27 protein-coding genes and 2 tRNA genes are annotated in these 20,023 nt (G+C 67.8%); 20 read left to right on the top strand and 9 right to left on the bottom strand.

The genetic code is table 11. From position 1 onward, the window contains the following. The first annotated feature begins 46 nt into the window (after positions 1-46). The 11 genes from BN984_RS00790 (at position 47) to BN984_RS19570 (ending at position 7,030) form a co-directional block, all read left to right on the top strand. Positions 47-1,282, top strand: a complete 1,236-nt coding sequence (locus BN984_RS00790; protein WP_049913674.1) for a translation initiation factor IF-2 subunit gamma — start codon at positions 47-49, stop codon at positions 1,280-1,282. A 22-nt stretch (positions 1,283-1,304) separates the two neighbouring features. Continuing rightward, positions 1,305-1,673 (top strand): hypothetical protein, encoded by a 369-nt coding sequence (locus tag BN984_RS00785; RefSeq protein WP_008096489.1) that lies wholly within the window; start codon positions 1,305-1,307, stop codon positions 1,671-1,673. Positions 1,674-1,680: 7 nt separating this feature from the next. After that, positions 1,681-2,253 (top strand): DNA-directed RNA polymerase, encoded by a 573-nt coding sequence (locus BN984_RS00780; protein ID WP_008096490.1) that lies wholly within the window; start codon positions 1,681-1,683, stop codon positions 2,251-2,253. Beyond that, the gene (gene spt4, locus BN984_RS00775; RefSeq protein ID WP_004041779.1) at positions 2,253-2,450 is read left to right on the top strand and encodes a transcription elongation factor subunit Spt4; all 198 of its coding nucleotides are present in this window, start codon (positions 2,253-2,255) and stop codon (positions 2,448-2,450) included. Before BN984_RS00780 ends, spt4 begins: the two co-directional genes overlap by 1 nt. Positions 2,451-2,452: 2 nt before the next feature. Further along, entirely contained in the window at positions 2,453-2,992 is a 540-nt protein-coding gene (locus BN984_RS00770; RefSeq protein ID WP_008096497.1) for a GTP-dependent dephospho-CoA kinase family protein, read from the top strand. Between the two features lie 68 nt (positions 2,993-3,060). After that, positions 3,061-3,366 carry a 30S ribosomal protein S24e gene (locus tag BN984_RS00765; RefSeq protein WP_004976369.1) on the top strand — a complete coding sequence of 102 codons (306 nt, stop codon included), beginning with the start codon at positions 3,061-3,063 and terminating at the stop codon, positions 3,364-3,366. A gap of 33 nt (positions 3,367-3,399) precedes the next feature. Beyond that, on the top strand, positions 3,400-5,058 hold the full coding sequence (locus BN984_RS00760) for a bifunctional N(6)-L-threonylcarbamoyladenine synthase/serine/threonine protein kinase (RefSeq protein ID WP_049967415.1): 1,659 nt from the start codon (positions 3,400-3,402) through the stop codon (positions 5,056-5,058). Between the two features lie 65 nt (positions 5,059-5,123). Further along, positions 5,124-5,402, top strand: coding sequence for a DUF5808 domain-containing protein (locus BN984_RS00755; protein WP_004976371.1), 279 nt, complete (start codon positions 5,124-5,126; stop codon positions 5,400-5,402). 54 nt (positions 5,403-5,456) lie between these two features. Beyond that, the gene (locus tag BN984_RS00750) at positions 5,457-6,089 is read left to right on the top strand and encodes a non-canonical purine NTP pyrophosphatase (RefSeq protein WP_008096502.1); all 633 of its coding nucleotides are present in this window, start codon (positions 5,457-5,459) and stop codon (positions 6,087-6,089) included. 150 nt (positions 6,090-6,239) lie between these two features. Then, the gene (locus tag BN984_RS00745) at positions 6,240-6,659 is read left to right on the top strand and encodes an ACT domain-containing protein (protein ID WP_049967414.1); all 420 of its coding nucleotides are present in this window, start codon (positions 6,240-6,242) and stop codon (positions 6,657-6,659) included. A 194-nt stretch (positions 6,660-6,853) separates the two neighbouring features. Beyond that, the gene (locus BN984_RS19570; RefSeq protein WP_008096505.1) at positions 6,854-7,030 is read left to right on the top strand and encodes a hypothetical protein; all 177 of its coding nucleotides are present in this window, start codon (positions 6,854-6,856) and stop codon (positions 7,028-7,030) included. Between the two features lie 23 nt (positions 7,031-7,053). Here the strand turns inward: BN984_RS19570 and BN984_RS00740 are convergent, their stop codons facing one another. Next, on the bottom strand, positions 7,054-7,530 hold the full coding sequence (locus BN984_RS00740) for a PIN domain-containing protein (protein ID WP_008096507.1): 477 nt from the start codon (positions 7,528-7,530) through the stop codon (positions 7,054-7,056). A gap of 231 nt (positions 7,531-7,761) precedes the next feature. Between BN984_RS00740 and BN984_RS00735 the strand changes: the two genes are divergently transcribed. Genes BN984_RS00735 through BN984_RS00725 form a run of 3 tightly spaced genes read left to right on the top strand, consistent with a single transcriptional unit; the run spans position 7,762 to position 10,376 of the window. Continuing rightward, complete coding sequence (locus BN984_RS00735) at positions 7,762-8,790, top strand: substrate-binding domain-containing protein (RefSeq protein WP_049967413.1); 1,029 nt, start codon at positions 7,762-7,764, stop codon at positions 8,788-8,790. Between the two features lie 24 nt (positions 8,791-8,814). Beyond that, complete coding sequence (locus BN984_RS00730) at positions 8,815-9,513, top strand: ABC transporter permease (RefSeq protein ID WP_004976378.1); 699 nt, start codon at positions 8,815-8,817, stop codon at positions 9,511-9,513. Further along, the gene (locus tag BN984_RS00725) at positions 9,510-10,376 is read left to right on the top strand and encodes an ABC transporter ATP-binding protein (RefSeq protein ID WP_049967412.1); all 867 of its coding nucleotides are present in this window, start codon (positions 9,510-9,512) and stop codon (positions 10,374-10,376) included. Before BN984_RS00730 ends, BN984_RS00725 begins: the two co-directional genes overlap by 4 nt. Before the next feature lie 294 nt (positions 10,377-10,670). Here BN984_RS00725 and BN984_RS00720 read toward each other — a convergent pair whose 3' ends face one another. Both BN984_RS00720 and BN984_RS00715 read right to left on the bottom strand, forming a co-directional pair. Then, positions 10,671-11,324, bottom strand: coding sequence for a potassium channel family protein (locus tag BN984_RS00720; RefSeq protein WP_008096513.1), 654 nt, complete (start codon positions 11,322-11,324; stop codon positions 10,671-10,673). A gap of 41 nt (positions 11,325-11,365) precedes the next feature. After that, on the bottom strand, positions 11,366-11,983 hold the full coding sequence (locus BN984_RS00715; protein WP_049967411.1) for a hypothetical protein: 618 nt from the start codon (positions 11,981-11,983) through the stop codon (positions 11,366-11,368). Positions 11,984-12,081: 98 nt separating this feature from the next. Here BN984_RS00715 and BN984_RS00710 point away from each other — a divergent pair, with 98 nt between their 5' ends. Together BN984_RS00710 and BN984_RS00705 are read left to right on the top strand one after the other, a co-directional pair. Further along, positions 12,082-12,693 (top strand): metal-dependent hydrolase, encoded by a 612-nt coding sequence (locus BN984_RS00710; RefSeq protein WP_172795736.1) that lies wholly within the window; start codon positions 12,082-12,084, stop codon positions 12,691-12,693. 146 nt (positions 12,694-12,839) lie between these two features. Then, on the top strand, positions 12,840-13,451 hold the full coding sequence (locus BN984_RS00705; protein ID WP_008096515.1) for a class I SAM-dependent methyltransferase: 612 nt from the start codon (positions 12,840-12,842) through the stop codon (positions 13,449-13,451). Between the two features lie 29 nt (positions 13,452-13,480). Here the strand turns inward: BN984_RS00705 and BN984_RS00700 are convergent, their stop codons facing one another. Next, entirely contained in the window at positions 13,481-14,803 is a 1,323-nt protein-coding gene (locus tag BN984_RS00700; RefSeq protein ID WP_008096516.1) for an MFS transporter, read from the bottom strand. Between the two features lie 165 nt (positions 14,804-14,968). On the opposite strand from BN984_RS00700, the gene BN984_RS00695 reads away from it, so the two are divergent. Further along, complete coding sequence (locus BN984_RS00695) at positions 14,969-15,955, top strand: pectinesterase family protein (RefSeq protein ID WP_049967410.1); 987 nt, start codon at positions 14,969-14,971, stop codon at positions 15,953-15,955. 88 nt (positions 15,956-16,043) lie between these two features. On the opposite strand, the gene BN984_RS00690 is transcribed toward BN984_RS00695, so the two are convergent. Both BN984_RS00690 and BN984_RS00685 read right to left on the bottom strand, forming a co-directional pair. Beyond that, positions 16,044-16,115 (bottom strand) — tRNA-Thr (locus BN984_RS00690). A 78-nt stretch (positions 16,116-16,193) separates the two neighbouring features. After that, on the bottom strand, positions 16,194-16,871 hold the full coding sequence (locus tag BN984_RS00685) for a DUF7114 family protein (RefSeq protein ID WP_049967409.1): 678 nt from the start codon (positions 16,869-16,871) through the stop codon (positions 16,194-16,196). Positions 16,872-16,931: 60 nt separating this feature from the next. On the opposite strand from BN984_RS00685, the gene BN984_RS00680 reads away from it, so the two are divergent. Further along, entirely contained in the window at positions 16,932-17,627 is a 696-nt protein-coding gene (locus BN984_RS00680) for an enoyl-CoA hydratase/isomerase family protein (RefSeq protein ID WP_008096518.1), read from the top strand. A 30-nt stretch (positions 17,628-17,657) separates the two neighbouring features. Here the strand turns inward: BN984_RS00680 and BN984_RS00675 are convergent, their stop codons facing one another. Beyond that, positions 17,658-18,488: an NAD+ synthase gene (locus BN984_RS00675; RefSeq protein WP_008096520.1), complete on the bottom strand. Its 831-nt coding sequence runs from the start codon at positions 18,486-18,488 to the stop codon at positions 17,658-17,660. A gap of 317 nt (positions 18,489-18,805) precedes the next feature. Between BN984_RS00675 and BN984_RS00670 the strand changes: the two genes are divergently transcribed. Together BN984_RS00670 and BN984_RS00665 are read left to right on the top strand one after the other, a co-directional pair. Then, a tRNA-Gly gene (locus BN984_RS00670) sits at positions 18,806-18,876 on the top strand. Between the two features lie 398 nt (positions 18,877-19,274). Beyond that, the gene (locus BN984_RS00665) at positions 19,275-19,454 is read left to right on the top strand and encodes a hypothetical protein (RefSeq protein WP_049913676.1); all 180 of its coding nucleotides are present in this window, start codon (positions 19,275-19,277) and stop codon (positions 19,452-19,454) included. Positions 19,455-19,468: 14 nt separating this feature from the next. Here BN984_RS00665 and BN984_RS00660 read toward each other — a convergent pair whose 3' ends face one another. Then, the gene (locus BN984_RS00660; protein WP_004976393.1) at positions 19,469-19,648 is read right to left on the bottom strand and encodes a hypothetical protein; all 180 of its coding nucleotides are present in this window, start codon (positions 19,646-19,648) and stop codon (positions 19,469-19,471) included. A 50-nt stretch (positions 19,649-19,698) separates the two neighbouring features. Next, positions 19,699-19,995 carry a DUF7577 domain-containing protein gene (locus BN984_RS00655; protein ID WP_008096524.1) on the bottom strand — a complete coding sequence of 99 codons (297 nt, stop codon included), beginning with the start codon at positions 19,993-19,995 and terminating at the stop codon, positions 19,699-19,701. Positions 19,996-20,023 lie beyond the last annotated feature (28 nt).

The raw sequence follows: 20,023 nt of genomic DNA, 5'->3' as shown, positions 1-20,023 counted from the left end.
CAGTCGTTCGGAGCCAAGTTCACGCAAGATTACTCTCAGGAGGTCAATGGTGACGAAAAACCCACAACAACCGGAGGTGAACATCGGACTCGTCGGTCACGTCGACCACGGAAAGACGACGCTCGTTCAAGCGTTGTCCGGCTCGTGGACGGACCAGCACTCGGAGGAGATGAAGCGCGGAATCTCCATCCGACTCGGGTACGCCGACGCGACGTTCCGTCAGATTCCCGGCGTTGACGCGCCGGAGTGTTACACGGTCGAAGAGGAGACAGAAGACGGCGAAGAGACCGAAGTGCGCCGCACCGTCTCGTTCGTCGACGCGCCCGGCCACGAAACGCTCATGGCGACCATGCTCTCTGGTGCCGCCATCATGGACGGCGCCATCCTGCTCGTGAGCGCGACCGAGGACGTGCCGCAGGCCCAGACAGCAGAGCACCTGATGGCGCTCGATATCATCGGTATCGAGAACATCGTCATCGCGCAGAACAAGGTCGACCTCGTCGACCGCGAGCGCGCCCTCGACAACTACGAACAGATCAAGGAGTTCGTGAAGGGAACGGTGGCCGAAGACGCGCCCATCGTCCCCATCAGCGCCCAGCAGGAGGTCAACCTCGACCTCCTCATCGAGGCCATCGAGGAGGAGATTCCGACGCCCGACCGCGACGAGACCGAAGACAGCCGGATGTTCGTCGCGCGCAGCTTCGACATCAACCGCCCGGGGACGACCTGGGATGGACTCATGGGCGGTGTCATCGGCGGCAGCGTCGTCGCCGGCAAGCTCGAGGAGGGCGACGAACTCGAACTTCGCCCCGGCCGCGAGGTCGACGAGGAGGGCCAGACCGAATGGCGCTCCATCACGACCGAGGTCCGCTCGCTACAGGCGGGCGGCAACATGGTCGACGAAGTCCAGCCCGGCGGTCTCTGCGGCGTCGGGACCGGTCTCGACCCGAGCTTCACGAAGGGCGACGCGCTCGCGGGACAGGTCGCCGGCGAGCCCGGCACGCTCCCGCCGACGCGCGAGCAGTTCACCATGGACGTCGAACTGCTCGACCGCGTCGTCGGCGGCGAGGAAGACGAGGGTATCGACGAGATATCCACCGGCGAGCCCCTGATGCTCACCGTCGGCACCGCGACGACCGTCGGCGCGGTGACGAGCGCGCGAAGCGGCGAGGCGGAAGTCTCGCTCAAGCGCCCCGTCTGTGCCGCCGAAGGCGCGAAGATAGCCATCAACCGCCGCGTGGGCGCCCGCTGGCGGCTCATCGGTATCGGGACGCTCAAGTGACGTGACCGCCACCGTAGTCGTCATGGACACGAACGCGCTCATGATGCCGGTCGAGCTCGACGTTCGCGTGTTCGACGAACTCGACCGGCTGCTCGCGGCCGACGCGGACCTCGTGGTCCCCACAGCCGTCCTCGACGAGCTGGAGAAGCTCTCGACGGGCAGCGGGACCGAAGGCGTCGCGGCGAGCGTGGGCGCGGACCTGGCGACCCGGTGCCGGGCGGTCGAAACCGAGGAATCGTACGCCGACGACGCGGTCGTCGAACTCGCCGAATCGGGCGAGGTCGACTACGTCGTCACGAACGACAAGCCCCTCCGTGACCGGGTGCTCGACTGCGGGATTCCCGTCGTCGGCATCCGGGGGCACGCCACGCTGGCAATCACGGAACCTTAACGAAACTATGTACAAACGGGTACGACTCAAAGATACAGTCGAAGTCCCACCCCGACACCTGGGCGACGTGACGCCCGAGCGGGTCAAGCGACTGTTGCAGGACAAGTTGGAAGGACGGATGGACGAGGACGTGGGGAGCGTCGTGAGCGTCGTGAACGTCAACGACATCGGCGAGGGCACCGTGCTGCCCAGCCGCCCCGGCGTCTACTACGAGGCCGACTTCGACGCCATCACCTACGACCCCGACATGCAGGAGGTCGTCGACGGCATCGTGGTCGAAGTCGTCGAGTTCGGTGCCTTCGTCGGCATCGGGCCGGTCGACGGGCTGCTCCACGTCTCGCAGATATCCGACGAATACCTCGCCTACGACGGCGAGAACCAACAGCTCGCGTCGACCGAGTCCAACCAGACGCTCGCCGTCGACGACGAGGTTCGCGCACGCATCGTCACCAAGAGCATCGACGAGCGCAACCCGCGCGACTCGAAGATCGGCCTCACGGCCAAACAGCCGGGGCTCGGCAAGCACGGCTGGCTCGAATCGAAGCGCCAGCAGAGCGAGGCTTCGGCGGAGGGTAACTGATGGCGAAGCCCCGTCTCGCCTGCCGCGAGTGCCACTTCGTCAACGACCCGGACAAACAGACGTGCGAGAACTGCGGGTCGAGCAGTCTCACCGAGGACTGGGCGGGTTACGTCGTCATCACCCACCCCGAAGACAGCGAAATCGCCACCGAGATGAACGTCACCGAGCCCGGCGGCTACGCGCTGAAGGTCCGCTGAGGATGCTCACCCTGCCGACGGCGCTTCGAGCGGCGTTCAAAGAGCCGTTCGGCCCGGTGTACACCGAGGCCGACGACCTCCTCGCAGACGCATCCAGCGAGGACGCGGGCGCGCCGCTCGTCGCCGTCGGCGACGTCGTCACCTTCCACCTCCGCCGCGCCGGTCGCCCGCCGGACGTGGCAGTCGTCGACGGCAAGACGAAGCGCGAGGCCGTCGGCGAGGAGATTCGCCGCGCGGTCGAGACCGGCCGTCTCGTCGAGGTCGAAAACGAACCGGGAACCGTCTCCGTCGACCTCGTGGCCGCGCTCGTGGCCGCGCTCGACGCCGACGAGCCGACGACGCTCCTCGTCGAGGGCGAAGAGGACCTCGCCACACTCCCGGCGGTGCTCGCCGCGCCCGTCGGCTCGACCGTCGTCTACGGCCAGCCCGACGAGGGAATGGTCCGCGTGACCGTCACCGACGCGGCCAAGACCGAGATGCGGGACCTCCTCGCGCAGTTCGACGGCGACTTCGACGCCGTGGTCGCGCCCATCGACGCCTGAGACGCGGGCGCGCTCGTCCCTTCGAAATCCTTTTACTTGCTTCGGGGGGAATTACTGGTAACTGAACCATGGATATCGAAATCATCTCCGAGGAGGAGAACCCCATGTTGCACCGGACGGACGTTCGATTCGAGATCGTCCACGAGGAAGCGACGCCCTCGCGTCTGTCGGTTCGCGACTCGCTCGCGGCCAAGCTGAACAAGGACTCCGACGAGGTCGTCGTCCACGAACTCGACACGAAGTTCGGCATGCGCAAGACCGCGGGCTACGCGAAGGTCTACGAGAGCCCCGAATTCGCGCGCGACGTCGAGCAGGAGCACATGCTCGAGCGCAACAAGATCACCGACGCCGAAGTCGAAGCCGAAGAGGCGTAGTCCCGGCTTCGAACCGCCGTTTCTTCACACTCGATGCGCATTCTCGGAATCGAAGGTACAGCGTGGGCCGCGAGCGCCGCGGTTTTCGAGACCGACGACCCCGACGCGCTCCGCTCCGGAACCGGGCGGACGCCGGACCCCGCGGCCGACCACGTCTTCATCGAATCTGACCCGTACCAGCCCGACAGCGGCGGCATCCACCCGCGAGAGGCCGCAGAGCACATGGGAACCGCCATCCCCGAGGTCGTCGAGACCGCGCTCGCGCACGCCGCGGAGCGACACGACGGCGACGGCCCCGTCGTCGACGGCGTCGCGTTCTCCCGCGGACCCGGGCTCGGCCCGTGTCTCCGCATCGTCGGCACTGCGGCGCGCTCGGTCGCACAGACGCTCGACGTACCGCTACTCGGCGTCAACCACATGGTCGCGCACCTCGAAATCGGCCGCTACCAGTCCGGCTTCGACTCGCCGGTCTGTCTGAACGCCTCGGGCGCGAACGCCCACCTGCTGGGCTACCACAACGGCCGCTACCGCGTCCTCGGCGAGACGATGGACACCGGCGTCGGCAACGCCATCGACAAGTTCACCCGTCACGTCGGCTGGACCCACCCCGGCGGCCCGAAAGTCGAAGAGGCCGCGAAGGGCGGCGACTACGTCGAACTGCCGTACGTCGTCAAGGGGATGGACTTCTCGTTTTCCGGCATCATGAGCGCCGCGAAGGACGAGGCGGACGCGGGCACGCCCGTGCCCGACATCTGCGCCGGCCTGCAGGAGACCATCTTCGCCATGCTCACCGAGGTGGCCGAGCGCGCCCTGTCGCTGACGGGGACAGACGAACTCGTCCTCGGCGGCGGCGTGGGCCAGAACGCCCGCCTGCGCGAGATGCTCGCCGAGATGTGCGACCAGCGCGGCGCGAAGTTCCACGCGCCCGAACCGCGGTTCCTCCGCGACAACGCCGGCATGATAGCCGTGCTCGGCGCGCGGATGCTCGCCGCGGGCGACACGCTCACGGTCGAGAAATCGACCGTGGACCCGAACTTCCGTCCCGACCAGGTCGAAGTGACGTGGCGTGGCGCGGACGAGTCGGTCGCGCGCGCCTACACCGACGACGGCGCGATTCGCGGGGCCGAAGCGACCGTCGACATCGGCGCGGACGAGGTCGTCAAGCGGCGCGTCCCGAAGACGTACCGCCACCCGGAACTGGACGACAAACTCCGCCGCGAGCGGACGAAAGCCGAGTCGCGGCTGACGAGCGACGCCCGGCGCGCCGGCGTCCGGACGCCCGTCGTCCGCGACGTGGACCCCGTCGACGGCGTCATCGCGTTCCAGCGAGTCGGCGACGCGGACCTCGCGGAGCGACTCGACCCCGAGGCCGTCCGCATCGTCGGCGAGTATCTCGCGCGCCTCCACGAGGCGGGTATCGTCCACGGCGACCCGACGACGCGGAACATCCGAGTCGGGACCGGACCGGGCGGCGAACGGCGCGTGTACCTCATCGACTTCGGTCTCGGCTTCCACACGGGCCACGTCGAGGACCACGCGATGGACCTCCACGTGTTCGCCCAGAGCGTCGAGGGGACCGCCGACGACGCCGAGCCCCTCATCGACGCGCTCGAAGCGGGCTACGAAGCCGTCGGCTCCGAGGAGGTCATCGCCCGGTTGCGAGAGGTCGAATCCCGCGGTCGGTACCGGTAGGTCGCCGCGACCGAACTCGTCGGAAGGCCAAAACGATTTATCCCGAGCCGGCGTATTCGTCTCACATGGCAGACAAACCGCAGCGCGGAACGCTTTTCGGCATCCCGTACAACTTCGAGCGCCCGAGCGCCGGCCGACTGCTCTCGTCGTACTGGCAGCCCGGTAAGGGCATGCTGGTCGAGAAGCCCTTCGGCATCGGCTACACCCTGAATCTCGCGAGCTGGCGGTCGTGGGTCGTCCTCCTCGTCGCCGGGGGCCTCCTCTGGAACGAGCGACAGAAGGCGGAAGAGTCCGAAGAAGAGGCCGAGGCCGACGACGGCCCCGTCGAAGTCATCGTCGACTGAGGCGAAGCGACCGACACCGACGACTTTTCCACGTCCGCCCGCGGAGGGGCGGGCATGCTCCGATACGTCACCACGAACGCGGGGAAGGTCCGCGAGGCGCTCTCGTACCTCGACGACGACGTGACCCAACTCGACTTCGACTACACCGAGGTACAGGCGTCCGAGCTCGGTCCCATCGCGGCGCACGGCGCGCGTGAGGCCTACCGCTACGCCGACGAACCGGTGCTCGTGGACGACGCCGGTCTCTTTATCGACGGTTTCGAGGGCTTTCCCGGCCCGTACTCCTCGTACGTCGAGGACACCCTCGGCGTCGAGGCAGTCCACCGGCTGGCCGCGGCCGAACTCGACGAGCCCCGGCGGGCCTCGTTCCGCTGCGTCCTCGCGTACTGCGACGGCAAGGCCTTCGAGGCGAGTCCGGACCCGATAGACCGCGACGACCGGACCGTGGCGGCCGCCCGCGGCGCGGAACAAGACGCGGAGGAGACGGAGACGCTCCCGGTGAAGTTGTTTACGGGGAGCGTCAACGGCCGCATCGTCCCGCCGCGCGGCGAGGGGGGCTTCGGCTACGACCCCATCTTCGAGCACGACGGTGCGACGTTCGCGGAGCTGAGCGCCGAGGAGAAAAACGGCATCTCCCACCGCGGGCGGGCGTTAGCGAAGTTCGCGACGTGGTACGCCGAGCGGTAGCGAAGCAAACGCCGTCGGGCGCGAAGCGTCCGACGGAAGTTCGTCGAACGTCAGTAAGGCGTCCGCCATCGGACGAACCGAGTGAGCGGGAGCCGCCACGACCACCCCACCGACCGCTACGTTTACCTCGCCGGCGCAACCCCGAACCGCATGGACCCGAGCGACTTCTTCGAGGGCGAGACCGTCATCGTCTCGGCGGCGACCTACGCGGTCGTCAAGGCCGAGCGGGGCGACCCAGACGCCTTCGCGACGATTCGAGACGAGAACGAGACGACCGTCGTCGTCGAGGAAGAGCGCGTCGACGAGGCGTCCGCCGTCGAAGTCGAGCGGGGCTGGAAGCGACTCTCCTTCGAGATGGTCCTGCCGTTCGAACTCGTCGGCTTTCTGGCGCAGGTGGCGGGCGCGCTCGCCGAAGAGGACATCTCGATATTCGCGCTGTCGGCGTACTCGACCGACCACGTGCTCGTCCGAGAGGACGACGTAACGGCGGCCGCGGCGAAACTCGAATCGCTCGGCTGTACCGTCGAGCGCGCCGGGACCACCGACGACGGGAACTACTGTCGAAACTAGTTCGCAAGCAAACAGGTTGATACGTTCGGCGGTGACACATTAGCCACGATGTTCCCCGACTACGACGAGCCCGTCGGGCTCGCCATCGGCCCCTCCAACGGTATCGACAGCACACGCCCCGCGAGAGCCGCTCCCGCCACTCCCCACAATCGCGGGGGTTCACACTCAGGGTCGGCGAGCGCCTACGGAGACGCATGAACCGAGCAAACGTCGTCGCCGCCGGCGCGGCGAGCGGCTACGGCATCGCCGTCTTCGCCGCCATCGCGGTGTTCTTCGGCGACGCCTCCCGGAGCCTCGGCGTCGCCCTCGCCTTCGGTCTCGTGACCGTTCTCGCCATCTTCGCGGTGACTCGAATCGTCAACGGCGACTGAGCCGTCGGGCGGGCGGCCGGCGTCTACGCCCGCGGGTCGCGGTCCGGACCGGGGTACGACCCGCCTTCGACCTCGACGTAGAGACTCTCCGGCGCGAACAGCGTCGCGAACGCCTTCGGGTGTCGGACGCTGACGGGGAAGCGACCGCCGAGCGCCGCGCCCGCCTGCGCCGAACTGAGGCGGTCGTCGAACGTGAGGAGGTGCATCGCGCCGCCGCGGTAGGCCGACGCCAGCGCGGGGTTGTCACCGTCCGGGTGGGAGACGAGTTCGACCCACGACTCGACCTTCTCGCGCCAGTCAGCCGCGAGGTCGGCGTCCGCGAGCGACGAGACGACCGCCTCGGCGTCGTCGAGAAGCGGGTCGCTGGCGACGAGCGTCGTCCACGAGTGCCGGCGGAGGTGGTCGAGCGCCGCTCTGGCGGGGCCGTCGGCGAGGAGGTCGGCCGCGAGCACGTCGGCGTCGGCGACGACCCGCGCGGGCGAGAGTTCCGTCTCAGGCATCGTCACCTCGGCGGGCGCGAAGCGCCTCGGTGATGTCGGCCTCGGTCGTCTCGTAGGCGGCGGCGCGAGCGAAAAGCGACTCCCAACTCATGTCCGTCACCACGGGACGGGTCGAAAAGAATCCGACGCAACCGGTTTCGGACTCGAATCGTTACGATTCATGGATATTGAAATGATTTGTGATTACGTTGCGTGGGAAACAGTTAATCCGCGTTCGGCAAACCACAATGCATGGCGATAGAGCGACGGCGTTTCTTACAGGCGGCCGGTGTCGGCGCGATTCTCGGACTGAGTGGATGCACGGGCGACACGAGCCCTCCGCAGGCGAACGGCGGGGGTGCGGAAGGAACCGAAGAGAGCCAAAGCGGGAGCGGCGCGACCCAGGAACTGACGCTGGCGACGACGACGAGCACGTACGACACGGGCCTGCTCGACGCGCTGAACCCGGTGTTCGAAGAGAAGTTCAACGCCCGCGTGAAGACCATCTCGCAGGGAACCGGCGCGGCCATCGAGACGGCGCGGAACGGCGACGCCGACGTGATTCTCGTCCACGCCCGCGGCGCGGAAGACGAGTTCCTCCAGGACGGCTACGGCGTCAACCGCCGCGACGTGATGTTCAACGACTTCGTCGTCGTCGGGCCGGCGGACGACCCCGCGGGCAGCTCGGGGATGGAGAGCGCGGCCGACGCGTTCGCGACTATTGCGGACGCCGAGGCGACGTTCGTCTCCCGCGGCGACGACTCCGGGACGAACAAGAAGGAACTGCTCATCTGGGAGGCCGCCGGCGTCGAGCCGTCGGGGACGTGGTACCGCGAAATCGGCAAAGGCATGGGCGACACGCTCGTGCAGGCCGACCAGTCGGGCGCGTACACGCTCTCCGACCGCGGAACGTTCCTCGCGACGCAGGACAACATCGACCTCGAAATCCAGGTCCAGGGCCCGCTCAAGGGCGGCCCGACCATCCTGAAGAACCCCTACGGCGTCATCCCGGTCAACCCCGCGAAGTACCCCGACGTGAACTACTCGCTGGCGATGGCGTACGCCGGCTTCCTCACGAGCCCCGAGGGCCAAGAGATAATCAGCAACTACACGGCTAACGGGTCGCAGTTGTTCTTCCCCAACGCGCTCTCGGAGGGGCCGCAGTTCGGCCAGTACGTCCCCGAGAACTACGACGGCGGGGAGAACGCCTCGTCGTCGGCGTCGGTCTCCGACGCGCAGTTCGAGTCGTGGGTGACACAGCACGTCCCCGAGGACTTTTAGTCCGGTCGGACCCCACCACCGCCCGTGTTCGCCCTCGGCGACCTGAACCTCACCTACCTCGTCAGCATCACGGCCGTCTCGCTGTACGTGAGCACCGCGGCGGTCGCGCTGAGCGCCGCGCTCGGCCTCCCAATCTCGCTGGCGGTCGGGTTCCGCGACTTCTACGGGAAGTCGGTCGTCACCTCCGTCATCTCGACGGGGATGGGCTTTCCGAGCGTCGTCGTCGGCCTCGTCGTCCTCTTGGCGCTGTCCCGCTCGGGACCGCTCGGGACGTTCGACCTGCTGTTTACGCCCGAGGCGATGATTCTCTCGCAGACCATCCTCGCGCTCCCCGTCCTCGTGAGCGTCTCGCTGTCGGCGGTCCAGTCGGTTCCACAGGACCTCAGAGACGCCGCCTTCGCCGCCGGCGGCACCTCGACGGACGTCGCCCTGTTGGTCGTCCGCGAGGCGCGCTACGGCATCGTCACGGCGCTTCTGGCCGCCTACGGCCGCGCCATCAGCGAGGTTGGCTCCGTCCTCATCGTCGGCGGCAACATCGTCTTCTCGGACAGCACGTCGTTCACCCGGACGCTCACGACGGCCATCACCGTCGAGGCGCGGAAGGGGAACATCGAGACGGGCATCGCGCTCGGAGCCATCCTGCTCGCGCTCGTCCTCGGCGTGAACGCCCTCGGCGCGCGCTTCCGCGACCGGACCCCCGGACGGAACGGGAGGGGGCGATGACGGCCGAGAGACCCGGCACCGACGGGTCCGGTGTCGGCGGGGCCGACGAACCAGCCGCGTCCGACCCGGCGTCGAACGGGGCGGGGCGCGGCGGGACCCGACTCGCGGCTCACGACCTCGGCCACGGCTTCGGCAACGGCGCGGTGCTGGAAGATATCTCGCTGGCCGTCGAACCGGGCGAGATTCTCGCCGTCGTCGGCCCCTCGGGGACGGGCAAGACGACGCTCTTCCGACTGCTCGCCATGTTCGAGCGTCCCGACGAGGGGACGGTCGAAGTCGGCGGCGACGACGTATGGGACCTCCCCGAAGCGCGCCGACTGGCGGTCAGACGGCGAATCGGGATGGCGTTCCAGACGCGGAGTCTCTTCTCGACGACGGTCGAAGAGAACGTCTCTTACGGCCTCCGAGTCCGCCGGTCGTGGTCGGCTCGCATCCGCGACGCGGTCGAAGGGCTGTTCGGCCGTGACGAGCCGTCGGACACGGTCGAAAAGGCGCTTCGGACCGTCGGGATGTTCGACAAGGTCGACCGTGACGCCGGGTCGCTGTCGGCGGGCGAGGCCCAGCGCGTCGCCATCGCGCGGGCGCTCGCACCCGACCCGGACGTGTTACTGCTGGACGAACCGACCTCGAACCTCGACCCGCGGAACACCGCCGCCATCGAGTCTGCGATGCGGGCGGCACGGGACCGCGGCATCGCCGTCGCACTCGCGACTCACGACATGCAACAGGCCCGGCGGGTGTCAGACCGGACGGCCGTCATCCTCGGCGGGACGTGTATCGAATCGGGACCAACCGACGAGGTGTTCGGGTCGCCGGACGACGACCGGGTCCGCCAGTTCGTCGAGGGGAAACTCGTCTACTGAGTGCGGGGCGATTGGCGGGGCGCAACGACCGCGGTATAACAGCAGATATTGCACGTAGATAGCGTGTGACCCCTGTCTGACGCAGATTTAAGGTTCCCCGTACGTACCCGAGTATGGGGCGCGCACTCGGCCTCAGTTCCCATCCTCCCACCGGCGCGCCCGGCACGAAAACCACCACCACCATCGTCGTTCTGGTTCCCCCGGTACGACATGCGGCGCCGCCACCACGGCGCTGTTTTCCGAAACAAATTACACCGCAGAGAAGCCTTTCGACCCGCGAACGTCGGCGCGGCGTCAGCCGAGTAGTTTCGACCGAACCCGTTCCAACGCGTTTCGCTCCGTGAGCAGCGCGAGTTGGTCGCCGGGTTCGACGACGGTCCCCGGAAGCGGAATCGTCATCGGCTCGCGCTCCCGGCCGTGGGCGTAGACGCGACCGTCCGCGCCAAGGTCGATGTTGGCGACGTGGTCGCCGACGATGGGTGCGCCGTCGGGGACGGTTACCGTCGTCAGTCGGAGCTGGTCGGTGAGGTCGCCGATGGCGTTGAAGTCGCCGCCGAGGAGCGCCGTCTTCGCGCCGGCCGCGCCGAGGCGTTCGGGGTAGATAATCTCGTCCACGTCGTCGGCGTAGCGCTCGTAAATCTCCTGGCGGTAGTCCTCGCTGATGCGCATGACCGTCCGGCAGTCGTACTCTTTTCCGAGCATGCAGGCCGCGAAGTTGATGTTCGGGTCGCCGGTCAGCCCGCCGACGGCGTCTGCGCCCTCGACGCCCGCTTCCCGCAGGACGCTTTCGGTCCCGCCGTCGCCGAGAACCGCCTCGAAGCCCTCGTCGCGGGCGCGGTCGACTTTCTTGTCGTTGTTGTCGACGACCGTCACGTCGTGGCCCTCCTCCCGGAGCACGCGGGCGGTCCGCGAGCCCACGCGGCCGTAGCCAACGATAACGAATTTCATGGTAGTAGTATGCACACCGGATGGCTAAAAGATGGCCCCCGTCAGGGTCGAGTCCGTTCGAGTCGCTCCGTGACCGAATCGATGGTGTCCGCGAGTGACGGCGTCCCGAAGAGGGCGACGAGCACCGCGCCGACCGTATCGAAGACGAGGTCGACGATAGTGTCGTCGAGACCGTACTGAACGAGGACGGCCTCCGAGCCGACGGCGTCGGCGGCGAGTCGCGCACCGAACTCAAGTACCTCCCAGAACACGCCGGCCGCGAGCGTGAAAAGCAGGATGTAGACGAACATGAAGCGGTCGGGGAGGTAGACGGTCTCGGTGTACTCGTCGACGGCCCGCGCGGTGACGTAGCCGACCGCCGCGACCACGGTCGCCGAGAGCGTGTGGGTGACGTGGTCCCACCAGTCGATGTAGTGGTACGGGCCGAGCATGCCGATGGCGTGGAGCAACACCGCCAACGCCAGCCAGAGGCCGAGAAGCGGGTGGAGTCGAATCTGCCAGTCGCGGCGGAGCACCGCGGGGAGGAACGTCGCCGCCAGCGCGAGCACGGCGTTGACGGTGACGCTCAGGTTCCGCGTGTAGAGACCGACGAGGAAGATACACACGATGATGGCCTGAATCGCCCGCCCCGCGAGTCGCTCGATTCGACTGGGGACCATCGCGGTGTGCTACGACCTGAGCAGCCTAAATTCGACCGTGAGTCTAGCTAGCACGACCACCGACATCGTTTTTCCTCCAGATTGCATACGCCCCATCGATGATGGCCACCACTCACGCCCTCGCGGGTGTCGTCCTCGGCACCGCCGTGTGGGCGCTGGTCCCCGAGGCCGGGATGCTCCCGGTGCTCGCGGCCGCACTCGGCGGCCTGTTCCCCGACTTCGATCTGTACGCGGGCCACCGGAAGACCCTCCACTTCCCCGTGTACTTCAGCGCGCTCGCCGTGCCCGCGGTAGCGGTCGCCGCGCTGAACCCGACGACCACGACGCTCGCCGTCGCGCTGTTCCTCGCGGCGGCCGCGCTCCACTCCGCGTCCGACGTGCTCGGCGGCGGCCTCGAACTCAAGCCGTGGCTCGGCACCTCCGAGCGCGCCGTCTACGACCACTGGAACGGCCGGTGGCTCGCTCCGAAGCGCCTGATTCGCTACGACGGCGCGCCCGAGGACCTCGCGCTGACGCTCGCCTTTGCCGTCCCGCCGGTCCTCGCCTTCGACGGCCTCGCGGAGACGCTCGTCATCGCCGCGGTCGCCGTCTCCGGCGTCTACGTCCTGCTCCGGAAACCGATGGTCGCCATCGCGGAGACCGCCGTCGCGGCGATACCCGACCACGTCGTCGACTACGTGCCGGAGCGGTTCGTCCGCGACCTCCGGTAAGCGACTCCCGTTTTCGAGGCGTCTCGACCGCCGATTCTCCGTTTTTTCAGCGTCGCTTGCGTCTCGACCCGACAGCCCGCGAGAGGGCCGACCGGGACAAGACACTTATCTGACGGCCGCGCGGTCGAACTCACCCGAGTTCCAGAATGACAGACCAACGATGCGCCGTCAGAGATGCGTACGACCGCCTTGCCGACGACTACCTCGACCAGCGGAGCGACGACGCACCCGCGGTGCTCGACGAACTTGCCGACGCCCTCGACCCGGACGCGCGGGTGCTCGACGCCGGCTGCGGGCAGGGAACGCCCGTGACGGACGCCCTCGCGGCCGACTTCGACGTGGTCGGCGTCGACTTCTCCCGCGAGCAACTGCGCCGCGCCCGCCGAGACGTGCCGGCGGCGCGGTTCGCACAGGGAGACATGACCGCACTTCCGGTCCGGTCGGACTCCTTCGACGCCGTCTGCGCGTTCTACTCCGTCATCCACGTTCCGGTGGCCGAACACGAGCGGGTGTTCGCGGAGTTCGCCCGCGTCCTCCGGCCCGGCGGCACCCTGCTTTCGACCGTCGGCGGCGAGGCGTGGACCGGGTCGAACCCCGACTGGCTCGACAGCGGCGTCGAGATGCGCTGGAGCTTCCCCGACATCGACGAGACCTACGAGACGCTCGATTCGACCGGGTTCGCGGTCGAAGCGGAGTTCGTCGTGGACGACGAGCTGGGGAGCCAGTACCCGTTCGTGTTAGCGCGGTACGACGGCTGAGGTGGCTATGTTCTCGGCGAACGCGCGGCTCAGTCGGTCGGTTTCGCGGTCGGCGACGGGGCCGCATCGGCACGGGACTCCCGCCGATGGAGCAGGTACGCACAGCACACCGCGACGACGCCCGCGGCGGTGGCGATGCCGAACGCGACGCGGTAGCCGGTCGGCGTGTAGACCCGCGCGCCGGCCACCGTCTCGCCCGTCCAGTAGGCGTCGAGGGCGAGACCCATCACCGCCGGAAACAGCGCCGCGCCGAAGTATCCCATGCTGTTTATCGCGCCCGTGACCGTCGCGCTCGCGGTGGCGTCGTGGCGCTCCTTGGCGACCGTGAAGGCGATGACGGCCCCGCCCATGACGAACAGCGCCGAGAACAGCAGGACGCCGACCACGAGGAGCGGCGGCGTCACGAGGAGGAACACGAGTCCGTACGCGAGGGTGAAGACGACACAGGAGGCGACGATGAGTTCGGTGCGGTAGCCGATGCGGTCCGAGAGCGTCCCGAGGACGGGCGACCCGAGGAGGAAGCCGACGTTACCGACGAAGACGAAAAGCGACGCCGTCCGGACCGACACGTCGTAGAGGTCGGCGATGTAGGGCACGCCCCACAGGCCGGTGACGGTGAAGTTCGTGCCCAAGACCAGAAACAGCATCGTCCCCATCAGCCACGTCTCGCCCTCGCGGAGGACGCGCCTCGTGTTCTCGACGACCGTCCCGAGTTCGACCGACGACGCGGGCGGGCGGACGCCGTCGAGGGGTTCGAATCCGGCGTCTCGCGGCCGGTCGCGGACCGCGAGGTACGTCACGACGGCGAGGCCGACGCCGCCGACGCCGACCCCGAGGAGGACCGAACGCCAGCCGACCGAGTCGATTGCGACCGCGAGCGGCGTCGTCGCCAGCACGCCGCCCATGCCCGCCGCGGCGACGGTCCACCCGGTCATCGTGGCGAACTCGTTCGGCCGGTACCAGTTGGCGAGGAATCGAAGCGTCGCCGTGTAGAGGACGCTCCCGCCGAGGCCGAGGAGCGCCCGCGAGGCGAACGCCACCCCGTAGGTCGGCGCGAGCGCGAAGCCGAAGACGCCGAGCGCCATCACGGCGAGTCCACCGGCGGCGACTCGACGCGACCCCGCGCGGTCCACGAGGATGCCCGCCGGGAGCTGCAGGCCGGCGTAGATGTAGAAAAAGGAGGCGTGGAGCATGCCGAGCTCCGCGCCGGTCGTGTCGAACGTCCGCGCGAGGTCGTCGGCGAGGACCGCCGAGGTGACGCGATGAAAGCTGACGAGGAGAAAGCCCGTCGTCAGGAGCGCCCAGAGCGCCCACCGGACGCGGGTCGGTCCGAACCGCGAAAGCCGTCTCATGACTCAGTGCGACATCGCGTGCGTGTAAATGTCTATCGTGAACATTCGTGTGGGGTGCTGCGGGTAAGCGGTGGCCCGTTCCCGTTCCCGTTCCCGTTCCCAGCCCGACCGTGAGTTCCTCCGCTATCCCCCAAGCGTATATCGGCGGCACGTTACGTACGTGCCATGCTCGCGCCTCTCATCCTCGCGTTGATTTCGCTCGGCGTCGCCGTCGGACTGCTCGGCACGCTCGCCGAGGCCGACGACCCCGACGAGTACGACTACGTCGTCGCGAAGGACGGCACCGGCGACTACGAGACGATTCAGGCCGCCATCGACGGTGCGAAGTCGTTCCCGCCGGAGCGAATCCGAATTCTCGTCCGAGACGGCGTGTACGACGAGAAGGTCGAAGTCCACGCGTGGAACCCCGACATCACCCTCGTCGGCGAGAGCGCCGAGGGGACGGTCATCACCTACGACGACCACTTCGAGAAAATCGACCGCGGGCGCAACAGCACCTTCTTCACCTACACGCTGAAGGTCCGCGGCAACGACTTCCGTGCCCGCGACCTGACCGTCGAGAACAGCGCCGGCCCGGTCGGACAGGCCGTTTCGCTCCACGTGGATGCCGACCGGGCGGTCTTCGAGAACTGTCGCTTCCTCGGCCACCAAGACACCATCTACGCCGCCGGCGAGGGGGCGTGCCAGTACTTCTCGGACTGCTACGTCGAGGGGACGACCGACTTCATTTTCGGCGGTGCGACCGCCGTCTTCGAGGACTGCCGCGTCCACTCGAAAGCCGACTCGTACGTGACGGCGGCCTCGACGCCGGCGGACGAGCCCTTCGGCTTCGTCTTTCTCGACTGCGAACTGACCGCCGACCCCGACGTTTCCGAGGTGTATCTCGGCCGGCCGTGGCGGAATCACGCCCGGACCGCGTTTATTCGCGCGCGGATGGACTCGCACGTCATCCCCGCCGGCTGGCACAACTGGTCGCGCCCGGAAGCCGAGGAGACGGTCGAATACGCGGAGTACGACAGTCGAGACCCGGGTGCAGAGGGCGAGCGGGTCTCGTGGGCGACGGCGTTGACCGAAGACGAGGCTGCGCAGTATTCGAAGGCGAATGTGTTGGGTTCCGCGAGTGGTGGGGAGTGGTGGGACTGGGAGGAATGAGCATGCGAGTGAGACGTGTCAGTCTCAACTGGAATCCAACAACTGCTCGGCGACGAGACGCCTCTCTCAACAGTTGGATTTCGAGAAGAGCCTAGGCCGGGATTTGAACCCGGGGTCTCGTCCTTACCAAGGACGCGCTTTACCGCTAAGCTACCCAGGCAGGCATTCCTTGGTTGTCCGGGTTACTCTTTAGGGGTTTCGATTCGAACCGACCCGGAACCGTGGTAGCGTATGTCGATTAGCGGTCCGCCGCGGAGGTAACCGCGTCGTCGCCACCGCCGCCTCGGTAGAGGGCCGCGATGCGCTCGACGGTCCCCTCGGAGACGGTCTCGTCGGCCGGGGGGAAGTCGCCGTCGTGGGTATCGGCCAGCCCGGCGGCGTACTCCACGAGGGCGGTCGGCGGGGCCGAGCCGACGGCCGTGGTGCCGGCGACGACAGCGAGCGTGCAGATGTTCACTTCGAGTTCGCCGTCGAGCTCCGGGCGTGCCGCTTCGTCTGCCGAGCGGCGGCGAGTCTGGTCGCGGCCGAAGGCGCGAACCGTCTCGACGGCGTGGTCGGCGGCCTCGGTTCGGGCGAGGAGGTAGAAGCCGCGCGAGACGAGCACGTCCGCCGCGAGGATGTCGAGGTCGGCGTCGGTGTCCTCCTCGGGGCTCTCGAGATGCGTCCACGGCTCGTCGTGGGCGAGCGACCGGGTGAGCCGGAGGCCCTCGTAGATGAGTTGCACTCCGGCCGCGCGGGAGGCCATCCCGTTCAGGTCGACCTTCGGTTCGACGGCCCGCGCGCTCACGAACGTGAGCACTGCCGGCGTCAGGGAGGCGGCGTCGAGGCGTTCGTCCAGCGCCGCACGGAGGGCCTCGGGCTCGATATCGGAGAGGGCCTCGCGCGCGGCCTCGCGGGCTCGCACGGCGTCGTCCATCGGCCGAGACTTACGGTTGGGAGGGCAAAGACCTTTGGAAAACCACGGCACAACGGGCGTATGATACGGACGACGGACGACGGCGACCTCCGGGTCGTGACCATCGACCGCCCGGCGCGGCGGAACGCGCTCAGACCGACCGACCTCGACGCCCTCGAAACCGCGGTCGTCGAGGCCGACGCGCCGGTGGTCCTCCTCCGGGGGAGCGGCCCGGCGTTCTGCGCCGGCGCGGACCTCGACAGCGTCGCCGACCTCGACGACCCCGAGGCGTTCGCAAAACGGGGCCAACGAGTCGCCGACGCCATCGAAGCCGCCGAATCGGTCGTCGTCGCCGGCATCGACGGCGCGGCCCGCGGCGGCGGCGTCGAACTCGCGCTCGCCTGCGACGTGCGGGTGGCCACCCCGCGGGCGACCCTCGGCGAACCGGGCGTCCGACTCGGGCTGTTCGGCGCGTGGGGCGGGACCGTCCGCCTCCCGCGGGTCGTCGGCGAGGGTCACGCCCTCGAATTCTCGCTTTCGGGTCGCGTCGTCGACGCCGACGAGGCGCTCCGAATGGGCCTCGTCTCCCGAATCGTCGACGACCCGCGCGCGGTCGCGGCCTCGATGGCCGACAACGACCATCGGTCGCTCCGAATCATCAAGGAACGACTGCGCGACCGCGACGGGCGGGAGGCGCGACTCGAACGCGAAGCCGCCGGCTTCGCCGAGCTTCACCGGGCGAACGTCGACGACATCGCGGCGTCGCGCGAAAAGTGAGTGCTGCGAACGGAGCGATTCGACGGCTGGTTACACGTCGAGCGCCGACGGCGCGGGCGGCATCGACCGCTTGTGGGCGCTCCCCGCGACGAGGTCGACCACGCGGTCGACCTGTGCTTCGGTCACGCCGAGGTGGCGGACCGTCGCGGACTTCGAGAGCGGGCCGTCCACGTGGAGCGCGAGAATCGCGTCGAGCGCGTCGTAGGTGAGCCCCAGTTCGCCCTCGTCGGTCTGGCCGGACCACATCTCGGCCGAGGGCGTCTGTAACACGAGTTCCTCCGGCACGCCGACGTGGGCGGCCAGCTGGCGGACCTGCTGTTTGTAGAGGTTCCCGATGGGGTTGCAGTCGACCGCCTGGTCGCCGTACTTCGTGAAGTAGCCGGTCATCGCCTCGGCGCGGTTGCCCGTCCCGAGCACGATGCGGTTCTCGTGGTTGGCGACGAAGTAGTTGAGCACCGCCCGCGTGCGGACGTAGACGTTCCCGGCGGCCATGCGGTCGTCGGCCGCCTCGGGGAACGTGTCGAAGAACGTCTCGGCGATGGGCTGAATCTCGACCACGTCGTACTCGATTCCCAGCATCTCGGCGACCCCCTCGGCGTCGCTCATCATGTCCTCGGCGTTCGCCACGCTCGGCATGACGAGCCCGTGGAGATTCTCCTTTCCGAGCGCCTCGACGGCGAGGAAGGCGGTGAGCGTCGAGTCGATGCCCCCGGACAGGCCGAGGACGGCCCCGTCGGCTCCGGCGGCCTCGACGGTGTCTTCGATGAAGGTCGTGATGTGTTCGCGGTGCGCTTCGAGTTCCGCTTCGGAGAACAGGAGGTCGAACGGGGCGTCCTCCGAGAGAACGTCGACGGATGTCATGAGCGCCGGTTGGGACCGGGGGCCCAAATAGTCACGTGTCACGCGAAAACAATGGACGGCCGTCCAGTTTTCGCGGGGCTGTGATGGGGTGAAGCGCTACGTTCAAGTGCCCCCGCAATCTACGGATTTTTGCTTCGGAAAGCGGTTCAAAGCGAAGCGCGCCGATGTGTTGTCGAACGGAGTGAGACAACGCGCGGGGCGAAGAATGTGAGCGCCGATGGGTGACTGAACGAAGTGAAGTCAGCCACGGGGCGAATGCAATGAGCGCCGATGGTCGACCGAGCGGAGCGAAGTCGAGTCAGGGGCGCAAGCGAAGCGCGCCGATGGTCCAGTGGTAGGACACGAGCTTCCCAAGCTCGGAGCCCGGGTTCAATTCCCGGTCGGCGCATCTTCTGAACGGAACCAGACGAGGAGCCGAACGGCTCCGAGTCCCGTGGCGTGAAGAGATACGCCCCGAGGGAATTGAAGCAGCGAGCAACGCGGAGCGTTGCGAGTGAGGTTCAATTCCCGGTCGGCGCATTTCTGTCGAACGTAGTGAGACGAAATTCGCAGGGAATCTGAACCCTGCCAGTCGCAGCCGACGAGCAACGCGAGGAGGAACGTCTGGCTCAGGTTCAATTCCCGGTCGGCGCATTTCCGGTGAGACAGAGTCTCACCGACGTACCGTTCGTTTCACTCACGGTACTCCCTGCGGTCGTTTGCCGACCGACCTTCGCAAACCTTCGGTTTGCTCAGTCCCGGTCGGCGAACAGCCGGTTTTACTGACAGTTGTTCGAACGGAACGACATGGAAATCGAAGCGGCCCTCCTGTCGATTCGGCGCTGGCTGATGGTGCTCGCGCTGTTACTCACGTTCCAGATGTACACCGACGCAGTCGGCTGGACCGGTCAGCCGGCCCCGCTCGCGCTGCTCGGTGCGGGCGTCTACATCGCCGTCGCGTTGCTGCTCACTTTCTTCGAACAGTAACCCGCCTCACCGGCTCAGAAAAACAGGTTCTGCACGTCGTCGAGCTCCGGCGATTCGGAGCGAAACACTGGCTCACGGGCGGTCTGCCGAAGCATCGCGTGGCGTTCGAGGGCCGAGTCGAATTCGAGAATCGCCCGCTCGATGTCGCGGGCCAGCGCGTCGATTTCGCCGTGGAGTTCGTCGTCGTCGGCCATGATACGCGTAGTTAGTCGAGGGCTGGTAAAACGGGCTCGGCCGCGAGTTGTCACCGGAGCCGTCGGGTGCAGTTCCAGCAGAGGTCGAAGGTGGTGTCGGCCTCGTTTTCGACCCCGCAGTTCGGGCAGATGCGCTCGCCCGTCGGCGTCGTCTGCACGCCGGCCTGCGAGCCGTCGTCGAACGACGCCGCGATTTCGGGGTGGGCGTAGCGGTCCGTCCGGGCGGAGTCCCGACCGGCCCCCTCGCCCATCGTCGGCTCACCGCCGTTGACGAGGTACCGATAGACCAGGAGCTGGAGCAGGGTCAACCCGAGGGCGTAGACGACGATCCAACCCCAGATGTCCATCACACATTGACTTACGTTAGCATGCTAT

This window comes from Haloferax prahovense, assembly GCF_000723845.1.
In the GTDB taxonomy this organism is placed as follows: Archaea; Halobacteriota; Halobacteria; order Halobacteriales; family Haloferacaceae; genus Haloferax; species Haloferax prahovense.
Note: the sequence above shows the minus strand (reverse complement) of the source record. Positions and strands in the feature narration are given on the sequence as shown.

Excerpts from the sequence above, each read along its gene's own strand:
- BN984_RS00700 (WP_008096516.1), bottom strand. The coding sequence starts at position 14,803 with ATGAGACGGCTTTCGCGGTTCGGACCGACCCGCGTCCGGTGGGCGCTC.
- BN984_RS00750 (WP_008096502.1), top strand. The coding sequence starts at position 5,457 with ATGCTCCGATACGTCACCACGAACGCGGGGAAGGTCCGCGAGGCGCTC.
- BN984_RS00675 (WP_008096520.1), bottom strand. The coding sequence starts at position 18,488 with ATGACATCCGTCGACGTTCTCTCGGAGGACGCCCCGTTCGACCTCCTG.
- BN984_RS00660 (WP_004976393.1), bottom strand. The coding sequence starts at position 19,648 with ATGGCCGACGACGACGAACTCCACGGCGAAATCGACGCGCTGGCCCGC.
- BN984_RS00655 (WP_008096524.1), bottom strand. The coding sequence starts at position 19,995 with ATGGACATCTGGGGTTGGATCGTCGTCTACGCCCTCGGGTTGACCCTG.
- BN984_RS00720 (WP_008096513.1), bottom strand. The coding sequence starts at position 11,324 with ATGAAATTCGTTATCGTTGGCTACGGCCGCGTGGGCTCGCGGACCGCC.
- BN984_RS00710 (WP_172795736.1), top strand. The coding sequence starts at position 12,082 with ATGATGGCCACCACTCACGCCCTCGCGGGTGTCGTCCTCGGCACCGCC.
- BN984_RS00680 (WP_008096518.1), top strand. The coding sequence starts at position 16,932 with ATGATACGGACGACGGACGACGGCGACCTCCGGGTCGTGACCATCGAC.
- BN984_RS19570 (WP_008096505.1), top strand. The coding sequence starts at position 6,854 with ATGAACCGAGCAAACGTCGTCGCCGCCGGCGCGGCGAGCGGCTACGGC.
- BN984_RS00735 (WP_049967413.1), top strand. The coding sequence starts at position 7,762 with ATGGCGATAGAGCGACGGCGTTTCTTACAGGCGGCCGGTGTCGGCGCG.
- BN984_RS00790 (WP_049913674.1), top strand. The coding sequence starts at position 47 with ATGGTGACGAAAAACCCACAACAACCGGAGGTGAACATCGGACTCGTC.
- BN984_RS00785 (WP_008096489.1), top strand. The coding sequence starts at position 1,305 with ATGGACACGAACGCGCTCATGATGCCGGTCGAGCTCGACGTTCGCGTG.
- BN984_RS00740 (WP_008096507.1), bottom strand. The coding sequence starts at position 7,530 with ATGCCTGAGACGGAACTCTCGCCCGCGCGGGTCGTCGCCGACGCCGAC.
- BN984_RS00755 (WP_004976371.1), top strand. The coding sequence starts at position 5,124 with ATGGCAGACAAACCGCAGCGCGGAACGCTTTTCGGCATCCCGTACAAC.
- spt4 (WP_004041779.1), top strand. The coding sequence starts at position 2,253 with ATGGCGAAGCCCCGTCTCGCCTGCCGCGAGTGCCACTTCGTCAACGAC.
- BN984_RS00760 (WP_049967415.1), top strand. The coding sequence starts at position 3,400 with ATGCGCATTCTCGGAATCGAAGGTACAGCGTGGGCCGCGAGCGCCGCG.
- BN984_RS00685 (WP_049967409.1), bottom strand. The coding sequence starts at position 16,871 with ATGGACGACGCCGTGCGAGCCCGCGAGGCCGCGCGCGAGGCCCTCTCC.
- BN984_RS00780 (WP_008096490.1), top strand. The coding sequence starts at position 1,681 with ATGTACAAACGGGTACGACTCAAAGATACAGTCGAAGTCCCACCCCGA.
- BN984_RS00725 (WP_049967412.1), top strand. The coding sequence starts at position 9,510 with ATGACGGCCGAGAGACCCGGCACCGACGGGTCCGGTGTCGGCGGGGCC.
- BN984_RS00765 (WP_004976369.1), top strand. The coding sequence starts at position 3,061 with ATGGATATCGAAATCATCTCCGAGGAGGAGAACCCCATGTTGCACCGG.
- BN984_RS00770 (WP_008096497.1), top strand. The coding sequence starts at position 2,453 with ATGCTCACCCTGCCGACGGCGCTTCGAGCGGCGTTCAAAGAGCCGTTC.
- BN984_RS00695 (WP_049967410.1), top strand. The coding sequence starts at position 14,969 with ATGCTCGCGCCTCTCATCCTCGCGTTGATTTCGCTCGGCGTCGCCGTC.
- BN984_RS00715 (WP_049967411.1), bottom strand. The coding sequence starts at position 11,983 with ATGGTCCCCAGTCGAATCGAGCGACTCGCGGGGCGGGCGATTCAGGCC.
- BN984_RS00665 (WP_049913676.1), top strand. The coding sequence starts at position 19,275 with ATGGAAATCGAAGCGGCCCTCCTGTCGATTCGGCGCTGGCTGATGGTG.
- BN984_RS00705 (WP_008096515.1), top strand. The coding sequence starts at position 12,840 with ATGACAGACCAACGATGCGCCGTCAGAGATGCGTACGACCGCCTTGCC.
- BN984_RS00745 (WP_049967414.1), top strand. The coding sequence starts at position 6,240 with ATGGACCCGAGCGACTTCTTCGAGGGCGAGACCGTCATCGTCTCGGCG.